The sequence below is a fragment of the Nitrospina sp. 32_T5 genome, assembly GCF_052156635.1.
Classification (GTDB): Bacteria; Nitrospinota; Nitrospinia; order Nitrospinales; family Nitrospinaceae; genus Nitrospina.
Map to the genome: position 1 here is coordinate 68,976 of NZ_JBQKUO010000004.1, position 22,121 is coordinate 91,096.

15 protein-coding genes are annotated in these 22,121 nt (G+C 54.4%); 4 read left to right on the forward strand and 11 right to left on the reverse strand.

Annotated elements, in window-relative coordinates:
- Positions 1-65 precede the first annotated feature (65 nt).
- Positions 66-386, reverse strand: coding sequence for a flagellar hook-basal body complex protein FliE (gene fliE / locus ACTRW9_RS11650; protein WP_442425419.1), 321 nt, complete (start codon positions 384-386; stop codon positions 66-68).
- Between the two features lie 79 nt (positions 387-465).
- A complete protein-coding gene (gene flgB / locus ACTRW9_RS11655) occupies positions 466-888 on the reverse strand; it encodes a flagellar basal body rod protein FlgB (RefSeq protein ID WP_442425418.1) in 423 nt (140 codons plus the stop codon).
- 252 nt (positions 889-1,140) lie between these two features.
- Here flgB and ACTRW9_RS11660 point away from each other — a divergent pair, with 252 nt between their 5' ends.
- Positions 1,141-3,975: a sigma 54-interacting transcriptional regulator gene (locus ACTRW9_RS11660; RefSeq protein ID WP_442429478.1), complete on the forward strand. Its 2,835-nt coding sequence runs from the start codon at positions 1,141-1,143 to the stop codon at positions 3,973-3,975.
- 24 nt (positions 3,976-3,999) lie between these two features.
- On the opposite strand, the gene ACTRW9_RS11665 is transcribed toward ACTRW9_RS11660, so the two are convergent.
- Complete coding sequence (locus ACTRW9_RS11665) at positions 4,000-4,275, reverse strand: septation protein SpoVG family protein (RefSeq protein WP_442429479.1); 276 nt, start codon at positions 4,273-4,275, stop codon at positions 4,000-4,002.
- 204 nt (positions 4,276-4,479) lie between these two features.
- Here ACTRW9_RS11665 and ahcY point away from each other — a divergent pair, with 204 nt between their 5' ends.
- Positions 4,480-5,784, forward strand: a complete 1,305-nt coding sequence (gene ahcY / locus ACTRW9_RS11670) for an adenosylhomocysteinase (RefSeq protein WP_442429480.1) — start codon at positions 4,480-4,482, stop codon at positions 5,782-5,784.
- Between the two features lie 83 nt (positions 5,785-5,867).
- Here the strand turns inward: ahcY and ACTRW9_RS11675 are convergent, their stop codons facing one another.
- From ACTRW9_RS11675 to ACTRW9_RS11700, 6 genes are all read right to left on the reverse strand, one after another.
- Positions 5,868-6,182, reverse strand: a complete 315-nt coding sequence (locus tag ACTRW9_RS11675; protein ID WP_442429481.1) for a DF family (seleno)protein — start codon at positions 6,180-6,182, stop codon at positions 5,868-5,870.
- Positions 6,179-6,601 (reverse strand): MerR family transcriptional regulator, encoded by a 423-nt coding sequence (locus ACTRW9_RS11680; RefSeq protein ID WP_442429482.1) that lies wholly within the window; start codon positions 6,599-6,601, stop codon positions 6,179-6,181. The genes ACTRW9_RS11675 and ACTRW9_RS11680 overlap by 4 nt, the downstream gene beginning before the upstream one ends.
- 99 nt (positions 6,602-6,700) lie before the next feature.
- Positions 6,701-7,591 (reverse strand): alpha/beta fold hydrolase, encoded by an 891-nt coding sequence (locus tag ACTRW9_RS11685; RefSeq protein ID WP_442429483.1) that lies wholly within the window; start codon positions 7,589-7,591, stop codon positions 6,701-6,703.
- Positions 7,585-8,631: a 3-oxoacyl-ACP synthase III gene (locus tag ACTRW9_RS11690; protein ID WP_442429484.1), complete on the reverse strand. Its 1,047-nt coding sequence runs from the start codon at positions 8,629-8,631 to the stop codon at positions 7,585-7,587. Before ACTRW9_RS11690 ends, ACTRW9_RS11685 begins: the two co-directional genes overlap by 7 nt.
- A gap of 11 nt (positions 8,632-8,642) precedes the next feature.
- Entirely contained in the window at positions 8,643-10,379 is a 1,737-nt protein-coding gene (locus tag ACTRW9_RS11695; protein ID WP_442429485.1) for an ABC transporter ATP-binding protein, read from the reverse strand.
- 159 nt (positions 10,380-10,538) lie between these two features.
- Entirely contained in the window at positions 10,539-12,614 is a 2,076-nt protein-coding gene (locus ACTRW9_RS11700; protein WP_442429486.1) for a universal stress protein, read from the reverse strand.
- A gap of 563 nt (positions 12,615-13,177) precedes the next feature.
- Here ACTRW9_RS11700 and ACTRW9_RS11705 point away from each other — a divergent pair.
- Positions 13,178-14,578: a class II fructose-bisphosphate aldolase gene (locus ACTRW9_RS11705; RefSeq protein ID WP_442429487.1), complete on the forward strand. Its 1,401-nt coding sequence runs from the start codon at positions 13,178-13,180 to the stop codon at positions 14,576-14,578.
- An 82-nt stretch (positions 14,579-14,660) separates the two neighbouring features.
- Here the strand turns inward: ACTRW9_RS11705 and ACTRW9_RS11710 are convergent, their stop codons facing one another.
- Complete coding sequence (locus ACTRW9_RS11710) at positions 14,661-17,447, reverse strand: insulinase family protein (RefSeq protein WP_442429488.1); 2,787 nt, start codon at positions 17,445-17,447, stop codon at positions 14,661-14,663.
- A gap of 176 nt (positions 17,448-17,623) precedes the next feature.
- Positions 17,624-18,523 carry an EamA family transporter gene (locus ACTRW9_RS11715; protein ID WP_442429489.1) on the reverse strand — a complete coding sequence of 300 codons (900 nt, stop codon included), beginning with the start codon at positions 18,521-18,523 and terminating at the stop codon, positions 17,624-17,626.
- Between the two features lie 156 nt (positions 18,524-18,679).
- On the opposite strand from ACTRW9_RS11715, the gene ACTRW9_RS11720 reads away from it, so the two are divergent.
- Complete coding sequence (locus tag ACTRW9_RS11720; protein ID WP_442429490.1) at positions 18,680-22,120, forward strand: acyl-[ACP]--phospholipid O-acyltransferase; 3,441 nt, start codon at positions 18,680-18,682, stop codon at positions 22,118-22,120.
- Position 22,121: the final 1 nt, after the last annotated feature.

Sequence of the window (22,121 nt, forward strand, 5' to 3'; positions counted from 1 at the left end):
CAGGCAAAAAAAAACCCGCCGAAAACACGGCGGGATACCATTCAAACACTCATTTAAAGGGACTGTCAGACCTGCATGCGCATCACTTCCTGGTAGGCTTCAACCATTTTGTTGCGCACCTGCATGGTCATCTGGAATGCGAGGTCGGCCTTGCTGACGGCCAGCATGGCACCGTGGACGTTCTGGGATTCACCGGACACGAGCTTTTCGATCGCCTGGTCGGCTTCCTTCTGAAGGTTGTCCACCTGCTTGATGGATTCGGACAACGTCTCTTTGAACGACGGAGCGTTGGGATCGATCTTCTGCGGCGCACCCTTGCCCTGTGCCGGGTTGAGACCCGGGCCGAGAATCGTTTTCAGATTGGTTTTGAGGGTGTTGTCATCCATCTCTTAACTCCGGAAATCCTCTTTCCAAGTTATGCTTATCCCGCTGGTTTGTCAATGCTTATTCACCCGTCCCGGGGCGTCATGCCTGCGTGTTTTCACGGATAGCGGAACGGATGATGGAGCCGCGTTTGCTCATCAATTGCACAGTGGCGGAGTACGCAATCTGAGTTTCCGCCAGCTTGGTCATTTCCTTGTCAACATTGACGTTATTGCCATTGGAACGGGCCGCATCCGGCTCCTCGTGCACCTGCGGCTGGAGCCGGCGCAGGGTATCGAGATCCGGGCCCATGTGACCGGACTGGGTCTTTTTCAGGTTGAGCCCGCCGGATCCCAGCGCATCCTGCAAGGTGCTTTTAAAATCAATATCTTTTGCCTTGTAGCCGGGGGTGTCCATGTTGCTGATATTACTCGATACGAGCAATTGCCGCTGCGACTGGAAGTCCAGCGACTTGCTCATCAGTAACGGCACAGGGTCTGAAAACAATAAGCGGTCGATCAGCATAAATCACACTCCTTTTGCCTTTATTACAAGCAAAACCGGTGCCAGATCCGGGATTAATCATAAGTTATTATATTTAAACAGGTTATGAAATCAGCACCATTCGACGACTTATGATAATTGCCGGAAAACAAAGGGAAGTTTGGCGCTTTCCGGGAAATTTCTGCCGGGAGTGTCGAAAATCCTGACGTTTCGGCCCTCCCCGGCTTTATGTATAATGTGTGTAAATTTATTACTCATTTGGAACGTCTATTTATGTCCCAGAATTTGAACGCCTTCACCACCCGGCTCAAGGGTTTCCAGAAGGAAAACCTGTCCGACATCCTGCACGTCATGGCTGGAGGCCTGAAAAGCGCCTTTCAATGCGACTCGGTACGCGTGTATCTGGAAGACCTGTACGAGGGCATGCTGATCTGCCATTACGTCTCCAACGAAAGCCACCCGGACCGCCATCGCATTACCAAGTACATCTCGCCCAAGGAATCGATCACTTCCAAATCGTTTTATGAAAACGCCGTGGTGGCGTCCTGGACGCATCCGGGGGGTGTCGCCAACTTCCGCAATCCCTACGAATCGCTTTCCGGCATCCAGGCCACGGCGGTGTTCCCCATCACCTACCAGATGCGGCCCATCGGCACCATCAACCTCGACTGGAACAAGGAAGGTGAGTTTTTAACAGAGAAGCAGATCGAGCAGATCAGTTCATTCATCACCGAAAACAGCGCGGTGGTGGAGCGCGCCAAGCGCTTTCACCAGAACATCTCGTTTTCCAAGTACCTCGACACGGCGCGCAAAAAGGAAGGCGCGTGGATGATGATGCGTTCCGCCGTCAACCTGATAGAAAAACTCACGCTCGCTTCGGTGCTGGTGCCGGCAACGGAACAGAATTTAAAAACGCGCGGCTCGAAAACCGCGGACATCGTCGAAATCCTCGCGGTCTATTCCAAAAACATCGAGCACGCGGACATATACAACACCCGCGACCAGATCCACGTGCTGGAAGGCCGCCACCTCATCAACCGCATCGTGAAGTACAAGGACAAAAAAGGCCTGGTGATGAACGACCCCAACCAGGGCTCGGTGTATCACGCCAACGTGATGGAGGAGCAGTTCCCGCGCAAGGAGATCGCAAGCGAGATCAACCTGGTGTCGCTCTACCAGGTGCCGAAATACGACAAGAAAACCGGACGTTTCGTCTGTGCGGTCAACTACTACACCGGAGAACCCTACGAGTTCACACCGTTCGAGAAAAACCTTCTGCAGGAACACGCGTCGATGGTGGAGACCATCATCCTGGAAGAAAGCCCGACGCATATCGAAATCCAGGTGCTGAGCGAGATCGAGGAACTGCTGTCGGACACCGACACCTCCCTGCAGGGATTCCTCGACAGCATCCTGGCCAAGACGTCGGAGCTGATCGGCGCGGACTGCGGCACCATTGCCATCCTGCAGGTGATCGACGGCAAACCCTGGTTGCTGGTGGAAGATGAGGACGGCGACCTGATGGGTGCGAAGTCGCGCGGCTGGAAGAAGAACAAAATCCTGCCGCTTCCCGTCGGGGGAAACGACCTGCCCGGCGACCAGAGGTCGATGAACGGGTATTGCGCTCACACGGCGCGTCCGGTACTGGTCAACGACGTCAACAACCACAAGCACACGCAGGGCTTTTACAAAAACCTGTCGCCGGATATCCGGTCGGAACTCGCGGTGCCGATCATTTACCAGAACCAGGTGCTGGGCGTGCTCAACCAGGACAGCTTCCGCCTCAATTACTTCACCGACGAGCACAAAAAGATTCTGCAGATCATCGCCAGCCTCATCAGCCAGAAGGTGAACCACCTGTTACAGATGGAGGCGCTGCGTAAGGACATGACCGTGCTCAAACACGAGATCGAATACCGCGACCCGAACGTGTCGTCGTATTACCTCGGCAACGTCATTGGACGCAGCAAAAAAATCCACACACTGGTCAAGCAGATCGACGTGGTGGTGGACTCCATCTGCAACCGCATGCTGAACTGGGAACGCTCGCCTCAGACGGAAGCCTTCATGGGACTGCCGTCGCTGTTGATCACAGGCGAAACCGGGGCAGGCAAGGAATTCTTCTTCAACAACATTTATTCGCGCGTGTCGGAGACGTTCCGGCAGAAAAAACGCCCGGATTTCGAACTGCCTCTCCGGAAAACCAACATCGCCGCCTACAGTGGCGAATTGACCTACAGCGAACTGTTCGGGCATAAGAAAGGCGCGTTCACCAGCGCCGACTCCAACCGGCAGGGCATTCTGGAAGAAGCCAACGGCGGCATCGTGTTCCTGGACGAGATCGGCGACATCGATCCCAAAACCCAGGTGCAGTTGCTGCGCTTCCTCGACACCGGCGTGTTCGTGCGGCTGGGTGAGAACCAGCCCTGCTATTCGCGCATCTTCCTCATCGCCGCCACCAACAAAAATCTTTTAAAGGAAATCGAGGCGGGACGTTTCCGCGAGGATTTGTTTCACCGCTTGAACGCGCTCAGCTTCCGGATTCCGTCGCTCAACGACCGGCGGGAGGACATTCCGGATCTGGCGACGCATTTTCTCGGTCGCCTGTACACGACATACAAGGGAGGCGACCAGACCGGCCCGCCACCGATGCTGGCTCCCGATGCACTGGAGTATTTGAAGCACCGCAGTTACCGCGGCAACGTGCGCGAGTTGAAAAACATTTTGTTGCGCGCGCTCATGTTCAACAAAAGCGGCGTCATCACCCGCGACCACCTCTCCGCGGCGGACCAGGAAAACATGGTGGAGACGGCGACGTTCGATGCGGCTCCCGTGGGTCAGGTGACGAACCTGCTGGAGGAAATCGAAGCGGAGCGTGGCAACTTCTGGACGCACATCTACGAGCCGTTCAAGACCAAGCAGATGACGCGCGACACGGTGAAGACGGTGATCGAGACGGCGAAGACGAAGTATCAGACCAACCTGCCGGGGCTGGCGGTGAAGCTGGGCGTGTGCACGGACCGCTTCCGCACCGACTCGGAGGAAAGCAAGAAGTTCATGAGCTTCAAAAACTTTTTATACAAGACCGTGAAGATTTCCACGAATTAGAAAGGGATAATTTTTTTACAGCTTTTACCCCTCCCCCATTTCAACCTTATACGCCTCCACGATGGTGTCGCGAAGGTGTTTTTGGAAGTCGGGGGTTTCGGCGACAACCAGTTCCTTGTACTCGCCGTTCTTTCCCAACTGGCTGGGCAGGCGGATGTACATCGCGCCGCTCGGTTTCCTGTAAACCTGAATACCCTTTATGGTCAGCACACCTTCCAGCGTCACCTCCGCATAGGCTTTCAAATCCTTGTATGGCGTGCCCGGTTCGAACGGATAGATAATCGTTTTGGTGATGGTCATGGGATTTTTCCTGTGACGATTTGATCTCGCCTGCTCGTTTTGTTACAATATGGCACCTATTGACGCACCGCATTTCTTCTGAATACCTACAAATCAGCTTTTTACGAGCTTCGGTGCACCCCGTATTCACGGCACGACGCCGTTTATCACGATTTCGATTTTAAGTCCTTTTAAAACTATTCATAAACTATCAAGGAGTTATACATGAGTTCCACAGTGGTTGACGCGGAAAACTATAAAGTGAAAGACCTCTCCCTGGCGGATTGGGGTCGGCGCGAAATCATTCTCGCCGAAAAAGAAATGCCGGGATTGATGGCCCTCCGCGAGAAGTACGGCAAAGACAAACCCCTGAAAGGAGCTCGGATTGCAGGGTCCCTGCACATGACCATTCAGACGGCGGTTCTGATTGAAACGCTGGTCGAGCTGGGGGCTGAGATCCGTTGGGCCTCCTGTAATATTTTCTCCACGCAGGACCACGCCGCCGCGGCCATCGCCAAGGCCGGCATTCCCGTTTTCGCATGGAAGGGGGAGACGGAGGAGGAATACTGGTGGTGCACCGCCCAGACCCTGCTGTTCGACGAAGGTCCCAACATGATCCTCGATGATGGCGGCGACCTGACGGGTTACGTTCACGAAAAACATCCGGAAATGCTGCCGAACATCAAGGGCATCTCCGAGGAAACGACGACCGGCGTTCACAAGCTGTACAAAATGCTGAAAGACGGCACGCTGAAATCGCCGGCCATCAACGTCAACGATTCCGTCACCAAATCCAAGTTCGACAACCTGTACGGTTGCCGCGAGTCCCTGGCGGACGGCATCAAGCGCGCCACCGACGTGATGGTGGCAGGCAAGGTGGTTGTGGTTGCCGGATACGGCGACGTGGGCAAGGGCTGTGCGCAGTCCATGCGCGCCTACGGCGCCCGCGTGCTGGTAACGGAAATCGACCCCATCTGCGCCCTGCAGGCGGCGATGGAAGGTTATGAGGTGACCACGGTGGAAGAGTCCCTGTCGGAAGCGGACATCTACATCACCACCACGGGTTGTGAAGACATCATCCGCATCGACCACATGGAAAAGATGAAGGACACGGCAATCGTGTGCAACATCGGCCACTTCGACTGTGAAATCCAGGTGGACGAATTGAACAACTTCAAAGGCATCAAGAAGGAAGAGATCAAGCCGCAGGTGGACAAGTACACCTTCCCGGACGGGCACTGCATCATCCTGCTGGCCGAGGGACGGCTGGTGAACCTGGGTTGCGCAACCGGCCATCCGTCGTTCGTCATGTCCGCATCCTTCACCAACCAGGTGCTGGCGCAGATCGAGCTGTACCAGAAGAAGTACGAGCTGGGCGTGTACACCCTGCCCAAGCATCTGGATGAGGAAGTGGCACGTCTGCACCTCGAAAAGCTGGGAGTCAAAATGACCCGGCTGACGCAGAAGCAGGCCGACTACCTGGGCATCCCGGTAGAGGGTCCGTACAAGCCGGATCATTACCGCTACTGAGCCTCACAGAGTTCCAAATAGAAACGGCGTCCCAAACCGGGACGCCGTTTTTTATTTCTAAATCAAATTTCCCCTTGCCCTGTTTACAGGGATTCCCTTTTTTTACGAATGGCTTCTTCTATCCATTGGCGGGGCGGCCAGTAATGGGTATTGCCATCGACCAAATAAATGCGGCACCCAAGTCCGAACGGATAACGAACCTCGCCCTCGACATCCAGACCGTCTATCCGGATAGTCGGTGACCCGGGGAACCGGTGTTTCTCGGCATCATCCAGCGTTTGGACGGCAATCGACTGGATGGGGATGTCCACCCCCTCCTGGCGCATGACATCCTGCAAAAGCTCCAACGCGGGTTGGGAGTTGGGGCAGTTTTCAAAATACAGTAATTCAATTTTCATAAATCTTCGGAGAAAAACGTTCCTTCCTCAAGATAGGCAAGAATAGAAAGAGGGATCTGCGATGGATCCGTTCCACTCGCTTCTATCATTCGATCAATCGCTTTCCGCAAATGGTTTAGTTTCTCAATCCGCTTATCGATGATTTTTCTTTTGGTCTGGGCTTTCTCAACAGCATTCTGGCGGGGATTTTTACGCGTAGCCTGCAAGTTCAGAATTTCGTGGATTTCATCCAATGAAAAACCGAGCTTCTGGGCGTTTTTGATAAACAGGATACGACGGGCGTCTTCGTTACTGTATAAACGGTAACCGGATCGCGACCGCAGGGGCGGATCGATCAGATTGCGGGTCTCATAGTAGCGAAGGGTTTCCTTATTCACACCCACCATTTTGGCCAGTTCACTACGGGTAAAGGTGTCCATAGAGGGCCCTCCTTCTATTCTGAATATAGGCCCTGTACCCTGAAACTGGGTCAAACTTTTTTCATTTGCTCTACCATTAACTAGGTAATTTAGCCCCCTTTATGCCTCGTTCCTTTTGAAAAAATTGAGCATCCACGGAATGATGTCTTCATAAGCATCTTCCACAATATAGTGCCCCGCCTCTTCCACTTCATGAACTTCGGCGTTCGGAAAGTAGCCTTTCCACCGGTCCAGAAAGTATTCATTAAAGCAAAAGTCCTTCATGCCCCACACAATCAACACCGGACGATCCCGAAAATAACCCAGCCTTGATTCAATGTGTTCCACCACGGAATAACTCGGGACGGAAGGGTCCATTGGGATGTCGTGAACAAACCGGAGGTTGGCAATCCGATTCTCCGGACTGTTGTAAGGAGCCAGGTAGCCTTTCCTCACTTCGGGCGTCAATCGGTGGCGTTGCCTGGATGCCCAAACCAGCCCCATCCTGGCGAAAAGGTTCCATTGCAGTATGGCAACCTCTCCAATGAAGGGCTTTCGGCACAAATTGATGCTGAAGGGAATGCGGTCCGCCAGAAAGGCGGCGGTGTTGAACACGACCAGACGTTTAATTTTATCGGGGTGGCGCACCGCCAGGCCCATCCCGATCGCCCCGCCCCAGTCATGCAGAACCAGCGTGATGTTATCGAGTTGCAGGTGCTCCACCAGCCGCTCCACATTATCGATGTGCTGGTTCAATGTGTAATTGTAATCCTGAGGTTTGTCGGACAGACCGCAACCCATGTGGTCGGGCACCACACAACGGTATTGACTGCGTAAGGCACGAACCAGGTTTCGATAATAAAACGACCAGGTGGGATTACCATGAAGCATGAGCAGGACCTCGCCCTGCCCTTCGTCCAGATAATGATATCGAAGACCGTTCAGGTCCAGGTTATGCGACTCGAAGGGATAAATTCTTTGGAATCCATCGATGGAGACTTCCGTCACCATTCCGCCCCCAGCATGACGCAACTCAATCCACTGCCGATTCCAAGAAGGCCGATTTTATTCCCGGGTTGAATCACCTTCTCTTCAATTCCCAAAGCCAGGGTCACAGGCAGGGCCGCCGATCCGGTGTTGCCAAGGAATTCAAGGGTTGAAAAGTCCTTTTCCAGATCCAGTGAAAGTGTTTCGTAAAGGAGCTTGCGGTGGAGATGACCGACCTGGTGACAGAAGATGCGATCCACATTGTCATTGGTCCATCCGAGATTGCCTTTAAACACCTCCCACGTTTCGCGGGCCAGTTCGCATCCTTCACGCATGAGCGTTTCAGAATCGGTCTGCATGAGCGGAGCCGCATCGCCTCCCATGCCGGAATCCTGATTGCCCTGGCAGAGGTGATTGAACTGCGTCGCCGACCGGTAAGCGCCCCCGGTCAGGCGGTGCCCGGTGGTCGCAAGGTCCTTGTGAGCGAGAAGAACAGCAACGGCGGCGGACCCGATGGTGAGCGACGCAAAGGCGGTCTTGATCTTGCTGCGTGTGGGGTTGGGGTCGGCCAGCAATGTCTCGATGGTGTGATCCACAAGCGGACCGCCGTTTTCCCCGGAGACGATCAATCCGGCCCGGATTTGTCCGCGGTCGATCATGTTCGCTACCTGCACCATGCCATTCAACACACCGAGGCAGGCGTTCGACACGTCGTAGAAAATGGAATCGGGATTCAGTTTGAGATTGTGGTGCACGACGGAAGCTGTTGCGGGTTCCAGAAAGTCCCGGCTCACCGAGCCACAAATGAGGGCGTCGATTTTCTTCCGGTCCAAAGGCGTGCGTGCGAGTGCATCCTCCCCAGCCCTGGAGGCGACGGCGCTGGGAAACGTTCCCTTGTCCCAGAATCGCCTTTCCCGGATGCCGCTCATCAGTTCCAGCCGCCCGACGTTCAACTTGAACCGGTCATAAAGCGGTTGCAGGCGGTGTTCCAGTTCGTCGGAACGCACAATGTTTTCCGGAAGGTGGTACCCGATCGACTCGATGCAAACGTTTTCAAATCGCATAACTCAACCCTTCATGCGGATCCGATGATCTGCATCTCGTAATATTTCTGGTATTGCGGACATTGTTCCAGAAGCTGTTCGTGGTTTCCCTGCCCCACCATCTCACCGTGTTCGAGGACGATGATTCGGTCGGCGTGTTTGATGGTTGAGAAGCGATGGGCGATGACGAACGTGGTGCGGTGTTCCATCAGGTTGTTGAGTGCGTCCTGAACCAGTTTTTCCGATTCGGAATCAAGCGCCGAAGTCGCTTCGTCCAGAACCAGGATCGGAGCGTTGCGCACAATGGCGCGCGCGATGGCGATGCGCTGGCGTTGTCCCCCGGAAAGCTTCAATCCACGCTCTCCGATGATGGTGTCATAGCCGTCATCCAAAGCCTGCACGTAGGTGTCCACATGCGCGGCCTGTGCAGCACGGACAATGTCCTCCCGCGTTGCTTCCGGGTTTCCGTACCCGATGTTCGCCCAGATGGTGTCGTTAAACAGAAACGTTTCCTGCGTCACCAAGGCCAGGTTGCGACGGAGGGAGTGGGCGGTGATGTCGTTGATATTGACGCCGTCAATCAGGATTTCGCCCTTAGTCACAGCGAAAAATTTGAACAGCAGATCCACCAGCGTGGTCTTACCCGCACCGCTCATTCCGACAATGGCCAGCACCTCGGACTTTTTCACAGTCAGGTTGATATCCTTCAATACCATCGTGTCCCGGGTCGGATACTTGAATCCAACATTGCGGTACTCGATGCGATCCGTAAATTCCTTAAGCTCGATGGTCCCGTCTTTGGCCTTTTCTTCCTCCGTGTCCAGCACGGAAAACACACGTTCCGCTGCGGCCACTGCCTTTTGAGAATCGGTGTAGGTTTTGAACAGGATACGCATGGGATCGTACATCATGAACATACCAAGCACGAACGCGAAGAATGCACCCTGGGTTATTTCCCCTTCCAGCACCTGGAGCCCTCCGAGCCAGAGCACCGCGGCGCCGCCCAGTACCGCCAGCACCTCCATCATTGGCGATGTGAACTCGGTATAGCGCACATCCTTTTTCATGATTTCCAGGAAATCCTCGTTGTGCTTGTTGAGTTTCTTGTTTTCCTGGTCCTCCAGTCCGAAAGCCCTCACGACCTTGATGCCGGAAATTGATTCAAGCATGGTGGAGTTGATATCCGCCAGCAGTTCCTGCCCGCGCCTCCCCAGCTTTCTAAGCTTTCTTGCCACGGTGGCCGTGGGAAGTATGGCAATGGGAATGATAAAGATTGCAATCAAAGCCCAGTCCCACTTCAACCAGAAAACCCAGAACAACAGGCCGAAGAACATGACCACGTTTTGGATCGTGTCCTTGATGTATTTGGTGAGCGACAGCAACATGGCATTGACATCGTTGACCAGCCGCGACATCAATTGCCCTGTGGTGTCTTTTTCAAAAAAACCATAGGGCAACCTGTGAACGTGTTCAAACATTTCCTGTCGTATGCGCGCCACCAGTTCCCAACCGATCTGGTAAATGATGACACTTTGCAGGTAGCGCAGTCCACCTTTCGCGACATAGAGGGCGATGACGATCAGCGGCAACATCTTCAGCATGAAGTAATCTTTTTCGACAAAGATTCTGTCGAATGTCTGCTGAACAAGGGGGACCGGTGAGGTTGACAGCGCACCGACGCAGATGGACGTCAGCAAAGTCAATATCACTTTGCCCTTGTAGGGAGTGAGGTAGTGAGCCAGTCGCTTGTAAATACTTACCTTTTCCATGATCAGGAGGATGGAGGAAGGAAAATTCCTTATACCGGGATCATAAAAAAACCCCTGGCCGTTGACGTGTCATCAACGGACAGGGGCTTTGTCTGCGTGGATTCAACGATTGCAACTCGGTGCAACGCCTTTCGAAATAAAACCTGAGAATTTCAGTTTCTATTTCTTTTGCGGCAGAAAGTCATCCAGAGTCGCCCCGCTGTTGATCATCTCGGTCATGACCTTGATAGACTCTTCGATGCCTTTCTGGCAGGTTTCAAGATCAATCTCAGTCAGGTTGAAATGATTGGCGTAGTCAAGAACCCGTTCGCGGGTGTTTTCGCGCATGAAGCCCTGCGGAACCTGTTCGATCCGCTGGATGGCCTCTTCGGTCCAGACAAACCGGCTGGGATCGACCGTGCCCTTGGAAAAGTTTTTGCCTTCAAACGGATGGTGGTCACCATAGGTTTTTAGGTTACCGTTGCCATTTCCGTTTCCATTGCCATTCCCGTTTTTCCCGTTGGCGGGCGCGTCGGCAACGGCGGCTTCTTTCCGACCGTCGGCTTTCTCGTTGAGGATTTTTTCAGCAAATGCCCTGGTGATCGTATCGACTTTCTGGATACGCGCGTTTTTCTCGATGCGCGCATGAGCCCGGCGGCGCACATGACCTTGCGGAAACGTTTCCACCAGATCCTGCGCTTCCTTCGTCCATGTAACCTGCGTGGAATCGAAAGTGGTCACCGTGGTGGACTCGTTCTGCTCTTCCTCATCTGCCTTGAAACCGGACATATCCACCGGGACCAGGGCGCTGCCTTCAGCACCGCAGACGCTACACTTTACGGTACCGACACCCAGGTAAGTAGAGCAACTGGAACACTTGAGGGTCTTGGTCTCATCAACCTGTGCGCCTTCTTCAGCCTGGACCTTGGCGACCTCTTCCGCGTATTTCTTTTCGAGGTCGCGCTGGCGGTCTTCAATCATGCCTTCCAGCGGATCCTCACCCCGAGCCATTTTGTCGCGCATCTGGTCGCCGATGTTGTACATCGCCTGCATGGCGCCGGCGGGGAGGATGGTTTCACACGCTTCAGTAATGACGCTGGAGGTGATCATGCTGTGACCCCGCTCGAGGGCGTAACGGAGAATCGCGGCGGTGGCCATCGGGCGAACGAAGCCCGGAATTTTCTTGAGGCGCTCTTTTGCCTCGGCGGTCCACTCGATGCTTTCCTCCGCCTGCATGTCCACCGGCGGCTTGTACACCTTGCTGGAGAGCAGGACGTTACACGGAACAAGGCGCAGGAGGTTTTCAGTGTTTCCGCCGATATCCATGTCCTCGGAGCTGTGAACGCCGATGCGGCCCAGGATGAGCATCCAGGGATTCTCTTCGCGGGCATACTGGAGAACTTTCTCGAACACCTTGCCATCCAGCAGACGGGCGGTGCATTCCAGACCTTCGTCCTCTACGATCTTGCGGGAAACCTCGAGATGCGACTGATAAATCTTGGCCAGTCCCTTGTCGATGATGTCCTCGTGAAGTTTTTCCTGCTGCTCGAATTTGAACACCTTGGCGGCGTCTTTGGAGAGAACGCCGGTGAGGCTGTTGAACATGGCGTAGTGGAAGTACGGATCGAAGGTCGAAATGACTTCCAGCGGGCGACCGGTCTTTTTGGCCAGATCGATGCCCGTTTTCAATCCACCGAAAGCATGGCCACTGCCGTCCACCGCAACGACGATCTTGCCGCTCGACGGCTTCTCGCCATGAATTGCAGGCACATTTTTCACGATCAGGGTGTCAGTATTGACCCGCCGGATCACGCGCTCAGCCACCGTTCCGATCTGGCTGTCCTTGATGGCGCCCAACCCCAGAGCTCCCATGATAACCAGGTCATACTTGGATTCCTTGATGTCACGCACCAGCTCGATCCAGTTACGGCCTTCCAGAGACTTGCCAATGAACGGAATATTGCGAGCCTTGGACTTGAATTTAGGCACATCGAGATAAGAATCCGTGATGACCTCCATACCCTTGGTAATCAACTGGTCATGGATCGCCCGCTGCTTTTCAAGCTCCTGCTCGTCCTGATATTCTTCCGGCAGGCCGCTTTCCATCTGGCGGAAACGGACGTCATGCATCTTTGCCGCATAAACATGGCTGGAGATGATGGTGGCATCGGTATCCTTGGCGAATTCCAGCGCCAGGTCGATACATTCGTTCGAATAGTCGGAATTGTCGACCGGAACGTAGATATTTTTAAACATGGGGTTCTTTTCTCCCTGAAATTACCTGTGTGGCAAATTTGGCTACGGAAATTTATATAGATAAGGACTTATTCTGTCTTGGCTTAGAGTCCCAACCAATGCGAGTCATACCTGCACAGCGCGGATCAAAAATTAGTGCAAATTCTAACAAAAAAACAGGGACTGTCAACTGAAAAACCCCAATGTTTTTAAAAGCTCCGGAGTCATTGGAAGAGTCTCAGAGGGGGGTCGGAAATCACCTTGTTTTAGGGTAGCCGAAATCCTGATCTTTCTCCCGGTTTTATTTTTTATTTTACCCCTCCACGACGCAGAAGAAACCCCTGAATCCCGGCCGGGTTCCAATTTTTCGTTCTGCAAAGGCAAAGGGATATGGTATATAATCGAAAAATCGACCGGGGTGTGGTGTGATCGCTGGCCACCGATGGTTACGACACCGGTAGAATGACCGGTGATGCCACCCAGATTCCCCTCATTTGGAACCGCCCTAACTGACCACTTTTCAAACGATTACCCGCGTTCCGGGACCCGACCCGCAGGCGCGAGGTGTGCAGGAGGAAAATTCGATGCTGTTTTCCACCAAAGAGGATCTTGTCCGCCACATGCAGGGAGCAGCCTCTGTCAACAATGGCCTCATTCATCTGGAAAACGATGACCGGTTGCGGGGCCAATGCCTCGACCGTCTGGTTCACAATGCCGTACTCAACCCCAATCCGGAGTTGAAAGCCCTGTCCCGGTTCGCCATTAAAAGCCTGGCCCGCCAGCTCGAAATCGTACCCGCCTCCATTCAGGGACTGTACGAAGCCCGGGGTGCCGGTAAAAACAAAGGTTACACGGTTCCCGCCATCAACATCCGGGGTTTGACCTACGAAACCTGCCGGGCCATTTTCCGTACTGCCCAGGCTTGCAACTCGGGAGCTTTCATCTTTGAAATCGCCAAATCTGAAATTGGCTACACCCACCAGCGGCCCCACGAGTACGCTTCCGTGGTCCTGGCGGCCGCCATCCGTGAAAAATACCAGGGCCCGGTTTTCATCCAGGGTGATCATTTTCAGGTGAACGCCCAGAAATACCATGAAAATCCCAACAAGGAGATCAACGGCCTCAAGTGCCTGATTGAAGAAGCCCTTTTGGCCGGCTTTTACAACATCGACATCGATACCTCGACCCTGGTGACATTGGAACCGGAGGATGTGAAGGAGCAGCAACGGCTCAATTTTGAAGTCGGGGTAGAACTCACCAAGTTCATTCGTGATCTGGAGCCTGAAGGGGTGACGGTGTCCGTGGGCGGGGAAATCGGCGAAGTCGGCAAGGAGAACAGCAACGAAAACGAACTCCGCGCCTACATGGACAACTTCAACGAAAATCTGGCGAAAGCCAACCCGAATTACAGGACCATCAGTAAAATCTCCATCCAGACCGGAACCGAGCACGGGGGTGTGCCCCTGGCCGACGGCTCAGTCGCAGATGTGCAGCTGGATTTCGAGACCCTGGAGAATCTTTCGCGGATCGCGCGGGAAGATTATCATCTGGCGGGAGCGGTTCAGCACGGCGCCTCCACCCTCCCGGCAGAAATGTTTCACAAATTTCCGGAACTGGAAACCGCGGAGATCCACCTCGCCACCAACTTCCAGAACATGATCTACGACAGCGCGCACTTTCCGCAGGACCTGAAACAGGAAATCTATGAATACCTGCGGAAGCAGTTTGCCGAGGAAAAGAAATCGAACTGGACCGACGAACAGTTCATTTACAAGACGCGTAAAAAGGGTTTCGGCAACCCCTACAAGGAACGGTTCTGGAACCTTTCGGAAGACATCAAGACGAAGATCGGCGACGAACTGGAAGAAAAATTCCATTTCCTGTTCGACAAGCTCAACGCCAAAAACACCCAGCAGTATGTGAAGGATTCGGTCACCCCCACCGCACCCGAACCGAAACTGGATGATGAGTTGAAATTCGCCTGACCCATTGAATCAAACAAAAACCCCCTTCCGGCCTTTTGGATCGGAAGGGGGTTTTTCTTTTTTGGATTTTTCCGGTTGCCGATTACTGCGAAATCACGCTGACCGGCGTAGCCTGGCGGTTCTTGATCTGATCGATGGTGGTCAACACATCGTCAGGAACGGATTCCGTGTTGTCGCTCGACCGCACCAGGATGATCGACCGGGCGATGCGCGGGTTTCCAAACAGGGTCTTGCCCGCCTCCACCACTTCCGACTTGCTCAACCCCTTGACCGCTTGCAGCAGTTTTTCCTTGAAGAGAAAATCCCCATCCTCTTCCGTGGCAAAGTAATACAGATCATTCGCCACCGCGCTGATGCTGTCCCCTTTCTTCTGCAAAGACACGATCATGCTTTTGCGGTGCCTTTCGAATTCGTCATCGGAAAGGTTATCGAGAAGGCCGTCGGCCTTTTTCATCCACTCTTCAACACGTTTCTGCAATTCAAACGGGCTGTAGTTGGAGGACTGTATGATCATCTTAAAGAAGAGCCGTTCCTCCAAGCGGTTATCGAAACTCCAGACAATGTATCCCAATTGCTGGTTGGTCCGCATCTGTGTGTAAAAATCGCTTTCCACGATAGACGCCACCAGCGACAGCTTGGCCTGCCGTTTCATGTCGCGTTCCCCGACCTGCAGGGTGTAATACAGTGCGTTGTTGTTGTCCTGAACCTGTTTGGAGAAGCGCACCGTTTCCCCCGGCCGAAGCACAGCCACTTCTTCCTTATAACGCTGGTCTTCCGGCAACGGCAGACCGGACAATTCCGCAAGCAAAATGTTCACACTGCTTTTGACATAATCCTCGGTCCAGTTACCGTGAATCATCCCGGTCACATACACCCGCTCATACAGTTTCTTAGAATAGGCGCGCACGTCTTCCAGCGTCACCGACTCCATTGCCGCCAGCATTTCCTCTTCCGTGTATTGCTTTAACTGCCACAACTGGCGATGGAAGTACGAGGCCCGCATGTAAGCTTGGCCCAGCTGACGGTTGCGGAGATCCCGCAAAACCGCTTCCTTGATGTTTTCGAACTTCTGTTTGCTGATCTTGATGGTCTTCATATTTTTCGCAACCAGCTTGATCAGGTCGTTGATACGCTCCGTGTACCCGCCCACCGAAAGCACCATTCCGGACTTTTCTATATCCAGGCTGTAAACCAATCCTGCCAGGCTGATGGGATATGTCAGTTCGTTCAACCCTTCGTGGATGGCGAGATTGTACAATTTGGACAACGCCAGGTTTTCCACCGAGTCGTACACGTACGGCGTTTCGATTTTGTAGCGGATATAAACTTTAGGCTGTTTGAATTTGTGATCGTACTGGAACCACACCTTGGCGAACTCGTCATCGCGAACGAGGGACGGGGTTTCCTCCACCATCTCCAGATTGTAGGGAACGAAATCGTTTTTCTCCGGGTAACCCATCCCCTTCGGTTCAGGAGGATGCGCCAGCCGGTCATATCTTTCACCCGCGACCTCGGTCAATGTGTATTCCGTACCGAAATACTTTTCAACCTTGCCCGTTTCCACGTCCTGGCTTTTGAGCACCACCAGCATGTTTTCGGGTGTCAATGTATTCAACACAGCCCGGTAGGCATCCGGATCGTGTTTCTTGAAGAGGTGCGGCAATTCCTCCACTTCTTCCAGTTTATAGTCCTGCATGAGTGCCGCCTTGCCCGCCATGAATCCCATGCCTTCCTGCGGACTCTTCCATTCGAAGTCGATCTCCGCCATCGCCTGCGTTTCATCGAACGTGTATTTTTCGAACCCGGTCTTTTTGAGCATCTCTATGTAGGAGAACACCAATTCCAGGACCCGCTCGTATTGCACCAGCCCTTTCGGCGTCAGGGAAACGCTGATGCCAAAGCTCGACAGGTTGGGATGCGAGTACCCGCCACCCGCCGACAGCCCCAGGGCCAGCCCTTCCTTCTTCAATTTCGAAAGCAGCGAGCCTTCCCCCTCGTGCCCGATCACCGTGGCCACGATGGAAGCGGGTTTGCTTTCTTTATGCTCGGCCAGATTGATTGTCGGAAACTCCAGGCTGAGCGAACGGATGTCCTTGATGGTTTTGATTTTCAACAGACGATATTTGCCGTCAAGGGGAGGACGGTAATCTGCCGGGACCTCCGGCAGGGTTACCGGATGATCCGGAATGTCCGAGAAAAGTTTCCTGATCAGGCGTTCCTGTTCCACCAGGGTGAGCTTGGAAAGCACCGCCAGACGCATGATGCGCGCGGCATAATATTTTTTATGAAATTCCAGGAGAGCCGGTCGATTGTCCCCGGCGAGGGTCTCCGCATTGCCGATGCCGAAGTGCCTCATCGGGTGGCCTTCCTTCGCGATCTGGTTGGTCAGGTGGCTGGCCCGCCAGCCATCCTGCAATTTGTTCTTTTCAAACTCGTTGTTCACCGCCTGCACTTCGCGCTCGGCGTAGGTCTTGTCGAACAGGGGGGCCCTGAAAAAATCGGCGAAACGGTCAAGCGCTTCGGAAAATCCGTCGTGGCTGACCTGGAAAAAGTAATTGGTGATGTTATCGCCGGTGTACGCGTTGCTTCCGCCGGAATGCGCGGTCAGAAAATCCTTGAAAGACCCCACCTCCGGGTATTTTTCCGTACCCAGAAACAGCATGTGCTCCAGATAATGTGCAAGACCCTGCTTGTCCTTCGGGTCGTAGAGGTGTCCCACCCCGATGGAAAGCGCCGCCGCACTCCGATCCACATCCGGGTCGCTCATCAACAGCACTTCAAGGTTGTTTTTCAACACCAGGGTTTTGGTCACCCGGTTGTCCATTCCTGCAAACGCGGAAACGGTGGAAAGAAAAACGAGCAGGGACATCAAAATTCCAAAAAGGATTTTGACACGTTGCATCATCACAAAACACCTCCGGAGAACCCGTTGGGGGAAAGAATCCGTTTGTAATCAAACGGGAAGAACAAAAATGTTCGACGCTTTTATCTTAACAAACCGAAAAGCGGCGGTGGGATTAAATCTTTTTAATCTAAGGACCCGGGTCAAGGTTCCCACCCCATCAAGCCCACTCCAAATACCACCAGCAGCCCGGCGAGAATACGTTGCGATCCGAAGGATTCTTTCAATTTCAAAACGCCCCAAAGAACCACCATCAGAACACTGACCTGGCGTACCGCGACCACCTGGCTGACATCTTCAAACTGAAGCACAACACAGATCAGGCCGTAGGAGCCCACCGTCGCCACGGCGGCCACCAGTCCCCGCCCCCACTCGGCTTTCCATACCGAGACGATCTCTCGTGGAGAATGGACCGAGAACAGGTACAGGTTGCAGAGAGTGAAACCGATCAACGCCTCCATAAAGAAAAACACAAATCCGTTTAGCATTGCGTGGTCCGGCCGGGCGGCAATGAACAGTTCCATGCCGCGCTTGTCCACCAGGCTGTACGCAACCACCAGACCCAGCGTGATGAATGCCCAGCGCATGTCTTTGTGCAGAACGGCGTCCCACAGGTTACGGAATCCCCGGATCAGGTGACCGTCGAAATGCAGGATATAAATGGCCAGCAGAATAAGCACGATCGCCGTCATGGCGGAGAAACTCAATCGCTCCGCCAACAGGAACCACGCAAACACCGGCACGAACACCGGTGCGGAGCGGGCAATGGGATAGACATACGAAATGTCCTGTGTCTGGTAGGCCTTCGACAGGCTGAGAATATAAACCCCGTGCAACACGCCGGACGCAACGATCCACACCCACAATTCATCGGGAACCGTGGTGGAGCCGGAGGTGGCGAGAAACAGGAGCGCGCCCACCATAATGAGCACCCCTTTCAGCCCGGACAGGTAATTGGAATTTTTACTGGTCTGCGTGAGGATGTTCCACAATGCATGAAACAGGCAGGATAGCAGGATCAGTCCTATGCTGGTGGAGGCCAAGGAGTTCTCTCTAAAAAGGGCGGCATTGAACGGGTAAAGGAATTTATTTCAAATCTGTACGAAAATTCGAAAAGGTATAATGATACAATATGCCGCTTTTGAATGTGGAGATTTTGTTGTCAACCCATCCCCCAAAACTCCTGACTCCTGAACCGGATGCTTAAAAACCAACTCAATCTTCTCTGGTCCCGGCGGTTTCTGCCCCTGTTTGTCACCCAGTTCCTCGGCGCCTTCAACGACAACCTGTTCAAGAACGCGCTGGTCATCCTCATTACTTACGTCGCCGCGGAAAAGGCCGGACTGAACGCGCAGTTGATGATCACCGCCGCCGCGGGTATCTTCATTCTCCCCTTCTTCCTGTTTTCGGCCACAGCCGGCCAACTCGCCGACAAATACGAGAAATCGCGGCTGGTCCGGGTAATCAAGTTTGTCGAAATACTGCTCATGATCGGCGCGGGCTACGGGTTCTACATAGAAAGCGTCAACCTGCTCCTGACCATCCTGTTTCTCATGGGCACCCAGTCGGCTTTCTTCGGACCCATCAAATACGGAATCCTGCCGGAACTGCTGGTTGAGGACGAACTGATTGGCGGCAACGCACTGATCGAGGCCGGCACCTTCGTCTCCATCCTCGTCGGCACCATCGTCGGCGGTTTGTTGATCCTGCGTGACGGCGGGGTGTGGATGGTCACCGGACTCGTCGTCCTGCTGGCCGCAGTCGGCTTCGTCGGCAGCCTCTATATACCAAAACGTCAGGCCGCCGCACCCAAGCTCAAGGTCGATTATAATTTTTTCAGGGAAACATGGAACATCGTCCTTTATTCCTATGGAAACCGTGACGTGTTCCTGTCGATTCTGGGCATCTCCTGGTTCTGGCTGATCGGCGCCACCTTCCTCGCCCAGTTCCCGACGTACGGCAAGGACATCATCGGCGGCAACGAGGAACTGGTGACCCTGTTCCTCACCGTGTTCTCGGTCGGCATCGGCGTCGGCTCCCTGCTCTGCAACCGCCTGCTGAAAGGCGAGATCGTCGCCACCTACGTGCCGCTCGGAATGCTGGGCATGACGGTGTTCATCATCGACCTGTACTTCGCCAGCCAGAGCACATTCATCTCAACCGAAACGGAGTTGATCGGCGCCGGAGCGTTCCTCACTCATTTCTCCAGCTGGCGCATCCTGTTCGACATGTTCATGATCTCGCTTTGTGGCGGGCTCTACATCGTTCCCCTTTACGCAATCCTTCAATCGCGGTCTGAGATCACCCACCGTTCCCGCACCATTGCCAGCAACAACGTGCTGAATGCCCTGTTCATGGTGGTTTCGGCCGTCGGCACCGCCGTAATGCTTAAGATGGGCTTCGACGTCACCCGCGTGTTTTTGACGCTGGCCATCCTCAACACCTTCGTTGCGCTTTACACCTGCCAGCTTCTACCCGACGCCCTCGTCAAATCGATCCTGATCTGGCTGTTTCATACGTTTTACAAAGTGGAAGTAAAAGGTTTCGAGAATTACAAAAAGGTGTCGGACGGCAAGTTCATCATCATCGCCAACCACCTGTCGTTCCTGGACGCCGCGCTCATCGCCGCCTACACCCCGGTAAAACTGACCTTCGCCATCAACACCTACATCGCAAGGTCCTGGATGGTGAGGCCGTTCCTGTCCTTGGTGGACACCTTCGCCATGGACCCGACCAGCCCCATTGCCACGCGCGGACTCATCGAGGCCATCCGCAACGGCGCGCGGGTGATGATCTTCCCGGAAGGCCGCATCACGGTTACGGGATCGCTGATGAAGGTCTACGAGGGACCCGGCATGATCGCCGACAAATCCGGTGCGCCGGTTTTGCCTGTACGCATTGATGGCGCGCAGCACACGCCGTTCTCGCGCATGCGAGGCAAGGTGCCGATGCGCTGGTTTCCCAAAATCACCCTCACCTTCCTGGAACCGCGTACTTTCCATATTCCGGATGAGGTGAAAGGCCGCAAACGCCGCAAACTCGCCGCCAGCCAGTTGTACCAGCTGATGTCGAACATGCTGTTCGAAAGCAGTGATTCACGGAAAACCCTGTTCGAAGCCCTGCTGGAGGCATGCCGTGCCCACGGCGGAGGGCATGCGGTGGCGGAGGACATCGAACGCAAACCCATCAACTACCGTCAGCTGATCCTGCGTTGTTTTATTCTCGGCAGGCACATCGCCAAAGGCACCCAGCCGAAAGAATACGTCGGCGTGCTGTTGCCAAACGCCAACGGCGCGCTGGTCACGTTTTTCGGCCTGCAGGCTTTCGGCCGCATCCCGGCGATGCTCAATTTCTCTGTCGGCACCAAGAACATGCTCGCTTCCTGCGACGCCGCGAAGATCAAAACGGTTTACACATCGCGCCTGTTCATCGAGAAAGGAAAACTGCACGACGTCACCGACGCGCTCGAAAACGCGAAAACAAACATCGTCTATCTGGAGGACCTGAGGAAAGAAATCGGGCTGTTCGCCAAACTGCGCGGCGTGCTGTCCAGCCTGTTCCCGGAACGCGCCTACCGCAAGGCATGCCGGGGAGAGACGGACCCGGACAACCCCTGCGTCGTTCTGTTCACTTCCGGTTCCGAAGGCGTGCCCAAGGGCGTGGTGCTGACTCATGCCAACATCGTCTCCAACGTCAATCAACTGAACGCGCGCATCGATCTCGGTCCCACCGACATCGTATTCAACTCCCTTCCGGTGTTTCATTCCTTCGGCCTCACCGGCGGCACGCTTCTGCCGGCGCTGTGCGGACTCAAGATTTTCTTTTACCCGTCGCCCCTGCACTACCGGCAGATACCCGAGCTCATTTACGACACCAACGCCACCATCATGTTCGGCACCGACACGTTTCTCGCCGGGTATGCCCACTACGGGCACCCTTACGACTTCTACAACCTGCGTTACATGTTCGCCGGAGCGGAAAAACTTAAGGAAGAAACACGGAAATTGTGGGCGGAGAAATTCGGCATCCGCATCTTCGAAGGTTACGGCGCCACCGAAACCGCCCCCATCCTGTCACTCAACACACCCATGCTCAACAAGCCGGGCAGCGTCGGATGCTTCCTGCCCGCGATCGAGCACAAACTGGAAACCATTCCCGGCATCGAGGAAGGCGGTCGGTTGTGGGTCACCGGACCCAACATCATGGCGGGCTACCTGCGCCACACCAACCCGGGCGTGCTGGAACCGCCGGAAGACCGCTGGTACGACACCGGCGACATCGTCGAGATCGATGAAGAAGGCTTCATCACCATCAAGGGCCGCGCCAAGCGTTTCGCCAAGATCGGCGGCGAGATGATTTCACTGACCGCCGTGGAATCGTACCTGTCCAACCTGTGGCCGGACCACAGCCATGCCGTGGTGACGCTTCCGGATGAGAAAAAAGGCGAGCAGATGGTGCTGGTGACGACCAACAAAGACGCCGCCCGCGATGCCATCGTCCAGCACGTCAAAGCCAACGGGCTGGGGGAACTCAGCATTCCGAAGAAGATCATGGTGGTCGATGAAGTCCCGCTGCTGGCCACGGGCAAGATCGATTACGTCAAAACGCAGGAACTGGTAAACAGCAATCACGGGGCGTGAA

Excerpts from the sequence above, each read along its gene's own strand:
- fliE (WP_442425419.1), bottom strand. The coding sequence starts at position 386 with ATGGATGACAACACCCTCAAAACCAATCTGAAAACGATTCTCGGCCCG.
- flgB (WP_442425418.1), bottom strand. The coding sequence starts at position 888 with ATGCTGATCGACCGCTTATTGTTTTCAGACCCTGTGCCGTTACTGATG.
- ACTRW9_RS11660 (WP_442429478.1), top strand. The coding sequence starts at position 1,141 with ATGTCCCAGAATTTGAACGCCTTCACCACCCGGCTCAAGGGTTTCCAG.
- ACTRW9_RS11665 (WP_442429479.1), bottom strand. The coding sequence starts at position 4,275 with ATGACCATCACCAAAACGATTATCTATCCGTTCGAACCGGGCACGCCA.
- ahcY (WP_442429480.1), top strand. The coding sequence starts at position 4,480 with ATGAGTTCCACAGTGGTTGACGCGGAAAACTATAAAGTGAAAGACCTC.
- ACTRW9_RS11675 (WP_442429481.1), bottom strand. The coding sequence starts at position 6,182 with ATGAAAATTGAATTACTGTATTTTGAAAACTGCCCCAACTCCCAACCC.
- ACTRW9_RS11680 (WP_442429482.1), bottom strand. The coding sequence starts at position 6,601 with ATGGACACCTTTACCCGTAGTGAACTGGCCAAAATGGTGGGTGTGAAT.
- ACTRW9_RS11685 (WP_442429483.1), bottom strand. The coding sequence starts at position 7,591 with ATGGTGACGGAAGTCTCCATCGATGGATTCCAAAGAATTTATCCCTTC.
- ACTRW9_RS11690 (WP_442429484.1), bottom strand. The coding sequence starts at position 8,631 with ATGCGATTTGAAAACGTTTGCATCGAGTCGATCGGGTACCACCTTCCG.
- ACTRW9_RS11695 (WP_442429485.1), bottom strand. The coding sequence starts at position 10,379 with ATGGAAAAGGTAAGTATTTACAAGCGACTGGCTCACTACCTCACTCCC.
- ACTRW9_RS11700 (WP_442429486.1), bottom strand. The coding sequence starts at position 12,614 with ATGTTTAAAAATATCTACGTTCCGGTCGACAATTCCGACTATTCGAAC.
- ACTRW9_RS11705 (WP_442429487.1), top strand. The coding sequence starts at position 13,178 with ATGCTGTTTTCCACCAAAGAGGATCTTGTCCGCCACATGCAGGGAGCA.
- ACTRW9_RS11710 (WP_442429488.1), bottom strand. The coding sequence starts at position 17,447 with ATGTCCCTGCTCGTTTTTCTTTCCACCGTTTCCGCGTTTGCAGGAATG.
- ACTRW9_RS11720 (WP_442429490.1), top strand. The coding sequence starts at position 18,680 with ATGCTTAAAAACCAACTCAATCTTCTCTGGTCCCGGCGGTTTCTGCCC.